The sequence below is a fragment of the Paenibacillus sp. VMFN-D1 genome (genome assembly GCF_003386155.1).
GTDB classification, from domain to species: Bacteria; Bacillota; Bacilli; order Paenibacillales; family Paenibacillaceae; genus Paenibacillus_AQ; species Paenibacillus_AQ favisporus.
In genome coordinates this window covers 114,125-126,102 of the sequence record NZ_QRDU01000006.1, presented here as the reverse complement: position 1 = coordinate 126,102, position 11,978 = coordinate 114,125, and the positions used below count along the sequence as shown (strand labels likewise).

Sequence of the window (11,978 nt, the reverse complement as noted above, 5' to 3'; positions counted from 1 at the left end):
TATTACTTTTGTTGCATTTGTTTTCGTTCCCCCGGATTACTAAGCTATGGCTATAAGGTTCATTATTTTTAGACCAATTCAGCTACATGTAACGCTAGAAAGGAGCTCACTGTGAAGAAAAAAAGATGGTTATTTTTTGGTTTATTTGTATCCATCATGTTGCTGCTTAGCGGATGCGACTCGTCGTCACTCATCGTACTAGATCCGAAAGGTCCGCAGGCAAAAACGCAATCCAGCACGATTATTTTCTCCATCCTGATGATGGCTTTCGTCCTGATTGTTGTTTACATCTTGTACATCATCATGCTGACCAAATACCGGGCAAGCAAAACCAGTGACGATTATATCCCGCCTCATATAGAAGGTAACAAATGGCTCGAGTTCACCTGGATTGCGATTCCGGTTATCATTGTGGCCATTCTATCGGTTGTCACGGTCAAAACGACCAGTGCGGTGGAAAGTGTTCCTGCCGGTTACGAGGATCAGAAGCCGCTTGTTATCTATGCCGCATCGTCCAACTGGAAATGGCACTTCAGTTACCCTGAAGAAGGCGTTGAAACGGTGAACTATGTGAATATTCCTACAAACCGCCCGATCGAGTTCCGCCTGTATTCTTACGGACCGATTACGAGCTTCTGGGTGCCGCAGCTTGGCGGACAGAAGTACGCCATGAGCGACATGGTCAACACGCTTCACCTGCTGGCCGACACACCGGGTTCCTTCATGGGACGTAACTCCAACTTCTCCGGTAAAGGCTATGCACAGATGGAGTTTGAGGTACAGTCCATGAGCGCCGGAGACTTCAGCAAATGGGTCGACGACGTGAAGAAAACCGCGCCTAAATTGACTGAGGACAAATTTAACGCGCTGCTGAAAACCTCCTACGTTGGACGGGAATCCTTCTCTTCCACGCACCTCGGGTTCAACCCGCCGCCTGAAATGGATATGTCCGAAGGACATCACGGCAGCGGCAGCAGTGACAAAGATTCCGGCTCGGAAACGATGGATCATTCGGATATGAGCAATATGGAAGATATGGGGTCCATGGAACATGGAAACTAACATCTACTGGAAAGGAGACCTACCTGCATGAAATGGGACGAATTTTTTGTTACCGGTGAGCCGATGATCTATGCTGCCATGGTCAGTATCGTCGTCGTTTCCCTCGCCATCCTGATCGGCCTGACCTATTTTAAAAAGTGGGGCTATCTGTGGCGCGAATGGCTCACAACGGTTGACCATAAGCGGATCGGGGTCATGTACATCCTGTCCGCACTCATCATGCTGTTCCGCGGCGGGGTTGACGCCCTGCTGATGCGTACGCAGCTCGCGGCTCCGGAAATGAAGTTTCTGGATGCGCAGCACTATAACGAAATCTTTACAACGCACGGCGTTATCATGATCCTGTTCATGGCGATGCCGTTCGTTATCGGACTTATGAACGTTGTCGTTCCGCTGCAAATCGGGGCGCGCGACGTAGCTTTCCCTAGACTGAACGCCGTCAGCTTCTGGATGTTCTTCTTCGGAGCGATGCTGTTCAACATTTCCTTCGTCATCGGGGGATCGCCGGATGCCGGCTGGACCGCATACTTCCCGCTGGCGAGCCTGGAGTTCAGCCCGACCGTAGGTAACAACTTCTACTCTCTGGCTCTTCAGATTTCCGGTATCGGTACGCTGATGACCGGTGTCAACTTTATCGTAACGATTCTGAAAATGCGTGCGCCAGGCATGAAACTGATGCGCATGCCGATGTTTACCTGGTCCGTCCTGATTACGAACGTTATCATCCTGTTCGCATTCCCGGTTCTGACCGTTGCCCTTGCCCTGATGATGTTCGACCGCATCTTCGGCAGCCAGTTCTTTACGATGGCGAACGGCGGTATGGATATGCTCTGGGCCAACCTGTTCTGGGTATGGGGACACCCTGAAGTATATATCGTTATTTTGCCGGCCTTCGGTATATTCAGTGATATTATTTCCACGTTCTCGAAAAAGAATTTGTACGGTTATAAATCGATGGTTGCCAGTATGGTGGTCATCTCGCTCCTGTCCTTTATCGTATGGGCTCACCACTTCTATACGATGGGCGCGGGCGTTATGGTCAACGGCTTCTTCTCCATCACGACGATGGCGATTGCCGTACCGACCGGCGTCAAAATATTCAACTGGCTCTTTACCTTGCAGAAAGGTAAAATCTCGTTCACGACACCGATGCTGTACGCGATGGCCTTTATTCCGATCTTTACGATCGGCGGCGTAACCGGCGTCATGCTGGCGATGGCCAGCGCGGACTACCAGTACCATAACACGATGTTCCTGGTTGCCCACTTCCACTATGTGTTGATTCCGGGTACCGTCTTCGGGGTTCTGGCAGGCATGTACTTCTGGTTCCCGAAAATTTTCGGTTTCCGTCTGAACGAGAAGCTCGGCAAGACCGCCTTCTGGCTCATCGTCGTCGGCTTCAACACAGCCTTCCTGCCACTGTTCTTCCTTGGACTGAGCGGCATGACGCGCCGGATGTACACGTATTCGGCCGACACCGGCTTTGGCCCGCTGAACATGGTGGCTACGATCGGTGCCTTTATCCTGGCCATCGGCTTTGTCGTTCTGTGCTACAACTTCTACTGGAGCTTCCGTTACAGCCCTCGCGACGAAAACGGAGATCCATGGGATGCACGTACGCTGGAATGGAGTACGCCAAGCCCTGTGCCGGTGTACAACTTCGCCAAGGTACCTAACGTCAAATCCATGGATGCGCTGTGGGAAGCCAAAGTCAACGGGGTACCTCTCTACGAGGAAGGCCCTTACGAACCGATTCATATGCCTAACAACAGCGGTCAACCGTTCATTCTCGGCGTCATTATGTTTTTCCTAGGCTTTTTCCTGGTATTCAGCTGGTTCATTCCTGCAATCATTGCGGGTATCGCTGTCGTAGTCATGCTGGCTCTGCGTTCCTTCGAACGCGATCATGGCTATCACATTTCACCTGAGGAAATTGCCGCCACTGAACAGAAATTGCGGGGTGATTCCGTATGAAAATAAATGATTCACTGCCACTTGAGTATAGAACGGAAGAGAACAGCAACAAGATCTTCGGGTTCTGGCTCTTCCTCGGGGCAGAGATCGCCCTCTTCTCCACACTGTTCGCCGTCTATTTCACGCTGTGGAACCGGACGGGGAGCGGCCCGACGGGGAAAGAGCTGTTCGAACTGAACGGCGTCATTTGGGAGACATTCCTGCTCCTGACCAGTAGTTTCACCTGCGGCCTTGGCATTCACGCCATGCGCCTCGGTCTGAAGAAACCGATGATGATCTTTTTCGTCATCACGCTGCTCATGGGTCTCGGCTTCCTGGGCATTGAGATCACCGAGTTCGTCAACTACGTTCACGAAGGCGCTACGCTGCAAACGAGCGCGTTCCTGTCCAGCTTGTTCGTCCTGCTCGGTACCCACGGTCTTCACGTGACGATGGGTATTCTCTGGGGCGCCGGCATTCTGATTCAGGTCGGCCGTCAAGGCTTTACGGATGAGACGGCGAACAAATCGTTCATCTTCTCACTGTACTGGCACTTCCTTGACGTTGTCTGGATCTTCATCTTCAGCTTTGTCTACATGAAAGGACTGATGTAATATGGCACGTTTATTTCCAATACGGCACGTGATCGGATACATCTTCTCGCTGATCCTTTCAGTGGTTGGACTGGGCGTGGTGTTCTGGGATTTGAACCCGACCGCCGGACTCTGGATCCTGATCGTGTGTGCGCTCATCCAGGCGTCGCTGCAGCTCGTACTGTTCATGCACATCGGCGAGACCGACAACAAAAAGTCGCTGTACTTCAACATTGCTTATGCGTTGTTCGTCGGACTGGTTACGATCTTCGGTACGCTCTTCACGATGCTGTGGGGATGGTAAGAAGCTCAGCTTGAGCTCAGATGAATCAAAGGCTTTTCTGATCCTAAGGGTCAGGAAAGCCTTTTTTCATTGTATTATTTTTTTCTGTTAAAAAAGGAATGTTTTTATGCTAAATCGAATCTAACCATTGGCTCGTCAATTGTTGCCATACGATAACGTTCCAATGGAGGCGAACAAAGTATTGGCCCAAAAACAGAGGATCACCTATTTGGATCTCTTGCGCGGCATTGCTATTCTGGCTGTAGTCACCATCCATGTGACATCCTATCCGGTAGCCTTTCTGTCCATGGATTCCACCGTGTACCCGCTCTATTTTATCCTGAATGCGGCTTCTCAATTTGCCGTACCGGCGTTTCTGTTTTTGAGCTCGCTCGTCCTGTTCTACCGCTATGACGGCGGCGTTCAGGGCAACTGGCTGCTTTTTTATTGGAAACGCTTAAAGCGGATTCTGCTGCCTTACTTGTTCTGGTCCGTGTATTACTCCACTTATCTGTCGTATATCCAGCATATTTCATTCTCAGACGGTCTCCGTAAGTTTCTTAGAGGCTTGCCGCTTGGCGGCAGCTATGACCATTTGTATTTCATGATCATTATCGCCCAGTTTTATGTGCTGTTTCCTCTATTATCGCTGTTGTTTCAAAAGATAGGACAGGTCCGGCGGCATCCCATACTCGTGGGGGCTGTGCTGCAAATCGCCTTCTATCTGCTGAATTATTACGTGCTCCATATGCATAAAACCGGGACCTTCGTGATGACCTACTTCGTTTATTTCTTTTTGGGTGCCTACATGGCCGAACGGTTAAAGGGCTTGTCTTCTGATGAAACGCCGAAATGGAACTACCGGTGGACGGCTCTGTTTCTGGGATCCGCAATGCTCTTTATCGTGCAAAAATGGCTGCAGCTGGCTAGCCCCCATTGGATTCGCCAGCCTTTTCTATCCAACATCAACTTTATAACGGATTACGCCTACTGCAGCATTGCGTGTGTATTTTTGGTGCTGTTCGTTCGAATCCTGGAAGGGAAACCTCGACTTCAAAAAGTACTGTTTTCTCTCGGATCCTGCGCCTTCGGCATTTACTTTATACATCCCTACTTCCTGATTTTGTGGCGGCATTTTGTGATGACGAGCGGCCCGATCGCCTATCACCTGCTCACCTGGGCAGGCGGGGCTGCTGCGCTGGCCGCATCCTGGCTGATCACTTGGCTCCTCATGCATACGCCGCTCGGCGTCTATCTTGTCGGGGAATCCAAATGGAAGGCCCGGAACAACCGCGGCGCCTCTCAGAGCGGAACGATGTGAGCTTGGGAATGAAGCTGCGCAGCCTGTTGGCCCAGAAAGAGCAGGAAAGTCGTGAAGATCAGAATCGATAAGATCAAGAACAATGTCGAACTCAAGTTCACTAAAGAACTGCAACATCTGTAAGTCCACTGCGCAAACGGCTCATTCCTCCGATCGCTGTTGCCAGCCCATGTTTTGGATGATATAGACCACTCTGAGGTTAACATGGGCTGACAAAGGCGACCACTCCGTTTCTCCGGAATCGACCCGTCCGCTCCGCTGGATTCATGGATGAAAAAGCAGCCTGCCGTTTTATGCGGCAGGCTGCTTGCTTTATACTACTTCGTTTACATTGCTTTGATCCTGCTTACTTTACCCTACTTGCCTTATACTACAACTGCTTTTGGGCTGCGTGTTTCTTCTTGAATGCGAGCAAGGCTGCGCCCAGAGCAATCAAGATGCCTGCCCATAGTTTGATCTTAATCGGTGGTCACCCGCTTTTCTTCCCGGATTTCTCTTCCCAGACCATCCCTGCAAATAAGACGCGTTTCGGTTCCGGTGTAAGCGTGCAGCTCTCCCAGTGGTCCATCTTCACAAGCCCCCGCCGAACGAGCGCAAAAACGGTATTGGTCGTACAATACCACCCCGGCTTCGATAGGTTCCGGGAGTCATCCGGCTCCCTCTCATAAGTCCAATACCCGCCATGCTTCCAGCGTTGCAGCCGCCCGCCATGTTTTTGAGCCATGCTTAGGGCTTCCATTTGTTTGTCGGATAGTTTCATATGATCACCACATAACCTTTTATTTGTCTTCTCGCCGCAGAGACGGCGGATCAGGCATTAATATACTGATACCCAGCATACTCCGATTAAACCATAACGGACTGGATAAATTCTGAATATGGACAAAAAACAGACCTTTAACACACTTAGGCTTTTCTAAAAAAACAAACGGATGCTTATTCCAGCACCCGTTTTCTTCTTCATTCCCATGCTATATTCAGATAAAGTTCATTTCTACTTTGTATAATACAAACATATACTTTATATCGTGGAACCCGAGATTTGGGACCGATACGTCAGAGATAAAGATATTTGAGGAGGATCCATGGAAGTTACGCGCATTCTCAAGGAAACGTTGCTCAAATATAGTACAATGTCCGACGCAGAAATCAAGGAGATTCTCATAAAAGAACAAGTATTATACAAGATCGTAGACATAGCTTCCAAAAAACAAGAGCCTGCAAAGCATTTCCCTTAACAGCGGAAGTTCACGCTTAAACGCTCTTTATTGGACGTCTGCTTCTTCCTTCTCATACACGCGTTCCTTCTCCCACGCCTCGAACCAGGCTGAGATCTCTTTACTGGGAACCATATCGTAGTCTTCCAAGAAAACCGATGTCATCTGCTGGTACAGCCGGCGGACTCCGACCCGTTGATTGAGGGAGGCATACAGCTTCATTAATCCTTCGTATCCCTCTTCCCTGTAAGGCATTTTTCGGATCATTTCCTGATACAATCCGATAGCTTCCGCATGCTGTTCAAGACCAGCACAGCATTCGGCGATTCTCTTCGCATGGTCAAACCAGAGCAGCCGGGTGCGCTCCTGTTCGGGCTCTGCCCACCCGTACCCGTGTTCATCCAGAAAATCTCCAGGGTACTTATCCATGATGGCGATATGCTCCGGTAGGCTTTCAGGCGCCACTGGCGGGGCATTGCGCAGATCTTTTTCCCATTCCTCGATATCCAGCGTCACATTTCCGAATTCAAGCCGGTACCCTTCATCCTGAAACTTGATATGTAGATCCATGCCGCTCGTTTTAATTGTTTTCCTAATTTGATAAATGGCCGTGTGAAGCTGGGTTGTCGCTCTCTTCAGGTTAAAATCCGGCCATAACAGGTCGATCAGGGTTTGCTTGCTTACGGTTTTATTCCGGTAATAGATCAGATACGCAAACAGTTCCGGTGCCTTCAGGGTTCTCCATGAAAAAGACTGGGGCTTGCCGTCGGCGGATCGAAAGTGCAGGTTTTTCAGGCAGCAAAGCATCATATGATTTTCGGATCGGCCCTCCTCTTCTGAAGGGGCACCCGCCGGCGGTGAGGAAGCCACCCGTTTCATCGTGACAGCCAGTCGATCGGGATGAATCGGTTTGAGCAAATAGTCCAGCGCGTTAATCTCAAAAGCTTTTATAGCAAACTCCTGATAGGCGGTTACAAACACTACCTCCAGACCGGGATACATCCCGAGCAGGCGGTCAGCCAGTTCAAAACCCGTCATTTCCGGCATATCGATATCCAGGAAGGCAAGGTCCGGGGCGTCCTCCGCCGCTGCATCCAGCGCTTGAAGAGGGCTTTGGAAGGCTCGAACAGTCAGCGGCTCCAGATTTACGCCTTCCAGCGACTGCAGGAGCCGTTCCATTTTCTTCAAAGCAAGATATTCGTCATCAACAAGAATAATCTTCAAGGTTTATGCGTTCTCCTTTCAGGCCATTTCGAACACGACGTCTTCTAATGATGCGATTTTGTGCTAGAGTCAGATCATTTACGGCAATACCGCAAGCAGCCCCGCAAAAAAGCTTCATCACAGAGCTGCTCCACGATTACCCCACTCGAGCGTATCATTAATTCGGCATCGCTTCAATTCGTTTAGTAAATTAGTGAATTTAAGTACGGAGGACAAACGACCTTTAACTGTAGAACGCGATATTGATCAATTTTATAATTAAAGCAATGATAACAATAAATGACGAGGTATACGCGAGTTGGTTCAGTTTTTGATCTTCTGCGGACTGCCGGCGCCTCTTTTTCGGACGAAGCTTTCTTTTGGCGTCATTTCTTTTGGTGTCATTCCTTTTGGTGAGGTTCCTTTTGGACATATTGGAAATCCTCCATTATCTGAGGTGTCACGCTGTAAAGGCTGTGCCGGCGGTCTTCACGCTCAGCACCTTATTCTACTTATATGTAGCTGAAAGGACAATGGGAACTATCTGTGTCCTTCTGTCTCGTTACCCGCAGGTTTTGAACGCAAAAAAGCCGGGCTTCCAATGAGCTTCGCCTGCTTCGATGGGCCGGTGCAAGTCAGGATCCCTGCTTCTCTATAAACTCCGCCAGCCGGCGGTAGATTCCGACGATCTCCTCCATCGGCATCCGCACGAGCCCGCTTGAGCTGGGGGCCACAAACTCATGGATTTCCGGGATGACGGGGTCCGGCTGAAATCCCCAATCCACTTTGGAGCGCCGGCTGTATTCCGTGTACACGCCTTTGCCGACAAAACAGGCGATCCGCGGCAGGTACTGCCGCAGTTTTCTCCGGAGAATCTCCCTTCCCTCCGCGTACTCCTGCCGCTCGATATCGTCCACGCCCCGGGTTGGTCTTGCCACAATATTCGTGAAACCGTAGCCGAGCTTCAGAAGGTCCTGGTCCTCCGAAGCATCGTACAGTCTCGGCGTCAGCCCTGAGCGGTGCAAAATACGGTAAAAATTGTTCCGCGGGTTAGCGTAATGGTGCCCGGTTTCTCCGGACTGCAGGCTGGGATTAAAGCCGATAAACAGGATGGACAAGCCATCATCGAGATGATCTGGTACCTCGGGCATCCTCATCCCCTCCTTTATTTCCGGTTAGTACAATTTATCCGATGTCGCTTTGGCCGTGATCTCCCGGTACTTCAGCGCTTCATCCTTCATCCGCAAAGATACGGCGACGTTCAGCATGTCGATGACGGCCAGCTGGGACATTTTCGCCGACAAAGAGCTTCCCTGAAGCGGATTCTCCCGGCCTACCATAATCAGCACGATGTCCGCCACCTTCGTAATCGGGGAACGGGCGTTGCTCGTAATCGCAATAATGCGGGCACCCGCCTTTTTCGCCAAATTCAGATTGTCGATCGTATCCTTGGTGCTGCCCGAGATGGACAAGCCTACGGCTACGTCGCTGCTCGTCATAAGCGAAGCGCCCATCGCCTGAAAATGGGTATCCGCGACCGCCGTACTCCGCTTGCCGATCCGGGCAAAGCTGTGAGCGCCCTGCATCGCCGTCAGGCCCGAGGACCCCACTCCAAAAAAGTGGATGGACGATGCGCTTAGCAGGCACTCAATCGCTTTGCTCAGCTGCTCCCCATTGATTAGCTCGCGCGTCTGGTCGAGGGTCTGGATGTGCGTACCGATAATTTTCTGGCTGAGCGTGACCGCGTCGTCATCCTCGGAAATCTCTTTATGAATATGGTCCGTCGGCTTCACCAGATCCTGCGCCAAAGACAGCTTGAAGTCCTGAAAGCCCTGAAACTTCAGCTTGCGGCAGAAGCGGAGCACCGTCGTTTCCCCGACATCCGCCTTCTCGGCGAGCTCTGTCACCGATTCATAGATAATATCCTGGGCATGCTCCAAAATGTATTGGGCCACCTTCTGCTCGGTTTTCGTCAGTCCGTTCAGATGGCTGCGGATGCTCAGCAGGGTCTTTCCCATTTCCTGCACCATGGACACTTGTATCTTCCCCTTCCTCTTTTAAGCCGGTTCGCGGTTATTAACCTGCATTCATTTTAGGAGATAAATTCCCAAATCATAAATAATGGAGGTTAATTTCTCCAACAACAATACAATTTTATTGTATAGGCAAAAAAAGAGGATTGCAAGCCGAGGGGATGGGGAAGCGGGCATGCACTAAAGGGCCCCTTCATTCGGCGCACGGTACACTGACGGAATAGGCTTGATCCAACAGCCGCGGCACCAGGCGCCTCCCAACGCGGCCGGTTGCTCCCGTTATCAAAATTTTCATGTCATGATTCCTTTGCGTCGATATAATATAGATACATCTATGGGATTAAAAAGGGTTACCATCCCTTAACCAAGTTGCATATTCGGCAATCGCAAGGTCCAGGGTATACCTGGGCTGCCATCCAAGCTCCTCATAAATCCGGGAAATGTCCATGGCAGGATACTGCGGTCCGTCTCCCTTCCCGGAACGCAGCTCCAGTCTCGCGTCCGGTATGACCCGCAGAATGGCTTCGACCATCTGTTTATGGGTCGTTACCTGCCCGGTTCCGATGTTGTAGACGGAATGGGCCAGAGATGGGGCCGTCTGCAGCCGGGCCAGCGCCTCAGCCGTGTCCGTGACATAGGCCACATCCATGCCTTCTTCTTCGTAGGGGAGCAGTCCTCCCCGCAAATAAGACGACAGCGGTAGGCCATTGACGGCTGCGTGGACAGCCTGGGCCGGCAGGAAGTACAGTCCGCGGGCCAGCGGGCCAAAGGCGGAAAAGCGAGCGCTGACCACCTCTAGTCCGGCTTGCCGGGAATAAAAATCGCCTATCGTCTCCGTCACTTTTTTGTACGCCGTCATCGGATAGGGAGCCTGTACCGGCAAAGTGTCCTCCTCCCGCCACAGCGGCATCTCCACTCCCGCGTAGACCGCAATGGAACTGGCAAGGACGACACGTCTCACCTCTAACCGGCTGCCGCACTCCAGAACATGGAGCAGGCTTTGCACGGTTTGCTGCGTCCCCTCTGCGGGCGGCACGTTCATACGGGGAGACGCCAGATGCATAAGCCCGGTGACCGCGTGCTTTTTTCCTGCTCCCAGCAGGGATTCTGGTTGAAGCACGTCCACCGTCTCGATAAACAGCCTTTTGTTCAAATAGGGGACAAGAAAAGACGGCAGACGATCCTCACGATAACGGGTAATGATAATGTCTTCGCCGAGATCAAGGAGCGCACGGGCGGCATGGAGGCCGATGAAACCCATCCCTCCGGTAATCATGATCATATGCTTGATTCCTCCTTACAGTCGTAAAACCGCCGGGCTCTATCCCGGATCGATACATCCAGCTAGGCATCCGGAAGGTCGTTCTCCAACATTATGAATCATTCAAAAAAGCACTGCCCTCCTGTGCGTAACGTACCATTGGCAGTGTCAGGATAAGGAGGTTTTGCTGCATGAATGAAGCATCGGGAGGGTTCACATTGGGCGCGTTTTTGCGCGCACGCCGGGAGCAGCTGCATCCATCGGATGTGGGTTTACCCTCACTGGGCAGGCGCCGGACCCCGGGACTCCGCCGCGAAGAAGTGGCTCAGCTCGCGCATATCGGTATATCATGGTATACCGCTCTCGAGCAGGGCAGGCAGACCAATCCGTCCAACCAGGTGCTGGACAGCCTGGCCCGGGCATTGAAGCTGAATGAATATGAGCGGCAGTATCTGTATCGACTTGTCAAAGCGCAGGATTCCGCGGGAACGAATAAAGCACCGCTCCTGCCAGCCGGGCTGGAGAGAACAGTCCGGTCCCTAGACCCGAATCCGGCGCTGGTCATAGACCGAAAATGGGATCTGCTCGTATGGAACCACGCCGCCGAGCTCGTATTCGATCTGCCCGTGTTCACGGACCATACCGCCAGGCCAAACTGGCTGATACGGTTCCTGACTGAATCCACCCTGCGCATGAGCGAAGCGGAGCGGGATGAGAAGGTGCAGGTCATGATTGCAAGATTCCGGGCGGATTGTGCCCGCTACCCGGGAGATCCCGATGTGCAGGCGCTTATCCAGGAGCTGCTGGAAACGAGTGAACCGTTCCGGTTCTACTGGGGCCGCCAGGACATCAGCCAGGCAGCGGATTGTTACAAACGGTGGGAGGTTGCCGGGATCGGCCTGCTGGAATTCGAGTATATCAACCTCCAGCCTTCGGGGAATCCGGATTTGCAGCTGATGGTGTATACGGCAAGTCCGGCCGCGTATGAGCGGCTGGGGGAGATGGTACGGGGAATAAGCAAATGAATATGGGCTATAAAAAGAGCACCCAAA

The 11,978-nt window shown here is 51.7% G+C and carries 12 protein-coding genes; 6 read left to right on the top strand and 6 right to left on the bottom strand.

Features of this window, described 5'->3' with window-relative positions:
* Positions 1-111 precede the first annotated feature (111 nt).
* The 5 genes from qoxA (at position 112) to C7820_RS29195 (ending at position 5,212) form a co-directional block, all read left to right on the top strand.
* Positions 112-1,062, top strand: a complete 951-nt coding sequence (gene qoxA / locus C7820_RS29215; RefSeq protein WP_397334233.1) for a cytochrome aa3 quinol oxidase subunit II — start codon at positions 112-114, stop codon at positions 1,060-1,062.
* Between the two features lie 27 nt (positions 1,063-1,089).
* A complete protein-coding gene (gene qoxB, locus C7820_RS29210) occupies positions 1,090-3,036 on the top strand; it encodes a cytochrome aa3 quinol oxidase subunit I (protein WP_089548517.1) in 1,947 nt (648 codons plus the stop codon).
* Positions 3,033-3,629: a cytochrome aa3 quinol oxidase subunit III gene (gene qoxC / locus C7820_RS29205; protein ID WP_105445023.1), complete on the top strand. Its 597-nt coding sequence runs from the start codon at positions 3,033-3,035 to the stop codon at positions 3,627-3,629. Before qoxB ends, qoxC begins: the two co-directional genes overlap by 4 nt.
* Before the next feature lies 1 nt (position 3,630).
* The gene (gene qoxD / locus C7820_RS29200) at positions 3,631-3,912 is read left to right on the top strand and encodes a cytochrome aa3 quinol oxidase subunit IV (protein ID WP_076173618.1); all 282 of its coding nucleotides are present in this window, start codon (positions 3,631-3,633) and stop codon (positions 3,910-3,912) included.
* A gap of 181 nt (positions 3,913-4,093) precedes the next feature.
* Positions 4,094-5,212, top strand: coding sequence for an acyltransferase (locus C7820_RS29195; protein ID WP_181909234.1), 1,119 nt, complete (start codon positions 4,094-4,096; stop codon positions 5,210-5,212).
* Between the two features lie 469 nt (positions 5,213-5,681).
* Here the strand turns inward: C7820_RS29195 and C7820_RS29190 are convergent, their stop codons facing one another.
* The 6 genes from C7820_RS29190 to C7820_RS29165 all read right to left on the bottom strand — a co-directional run bounded on the left by C7820_RS29190 (position 5,682) and on the right by C7820_RS29165 (position 10,947).
* Positions 5,682-5,936: a hypothetical protein gene (locus C7820_RS29190; RefSeq protein ID WP_181909233.1), complete on the bottom strand. Its 255-nt coding sequence runs from the start codon at positions 5,934-5,936 to the stop codon at positions 5,682-5,684.
* A gap of 541 nt (positions 5,937-6,477) precedes the next feature.
* Entirely contained in the window at positions 6,478-7,653 is a 1,176-nt protein-coding gene (locus C7820_RS29185) for a response regulator (protein WP_116234045.1), read from the bottom strand.
* Positions 7,654-8,267: 614 nt separating this feature from the next.
* Positions 8,268-8,783: a mismatch-specific DNA-glycosylase gene (locus C7820_RS29175; RefSeq protein ID WP_116234043.1), complete on the bottom strand. Its 516-nt coding sequence runs from the start codon at positions 8,781-8,783 to the stop codon at positions 8,268-8,270.
* 24 nt (positions 8,784-8,807) lie between these two features.
* Complete coding sequence (locus C7820_RS29170; RefSeq protein WP_089550357.1) at positions 8,808-9,662, bottom strand: MurR/RpiR family transcriptional regulator; 855 nt, start codon at positions 9,660-9,662, stop codon at positions 8,808-8,810.
* Positions 9,663-9,858: 196 nt separating this feature from the next.
* On the bottom strand, positions 9,859-9,960 hold the full coding sequence (locus C7820_RS34150; protein WP_397334232.1) for an NAD-dependent epimerase/dehydratase family protein: 102 nt from the start codon (positions 9,958-9,960) through the stop codon (positions 9,859-9,861).
* A 45-nt stretch (positions 9,961-10,005) separates the two neighbouring features.
* On the bottom strand, positions 10,006-10,947 hold the full coding sequence (locus C7820_RS29165) for an NAD-dependent epimerase/dehydratase family protein (RefSeq protein WP_116234042.1): 942 nt from the start codon (positions 10,945-10,947) through the stop codon (positions 10,006-10,008).
* A 170-nt stretch (positions 10,948-11,117) separates the two neighbouring features.
* Here C7820_RS29165 and C7820_RS29160 point away from each other — a divergent pair, with 170 nt between their 5' ends.
* On the top strand, positions 11,118-11,951 hold the full coding sequence (locus C7820_RS29160) for a helix-turn-helix transcriptional regulator (protein WP_116234041.1): 834 nt from the start codon (positions 11,118-11,120) through the stop codon (positions 11,949-11,951).
* Positions 11,952-11,978 lie beyond the last annotated feature (27 nt).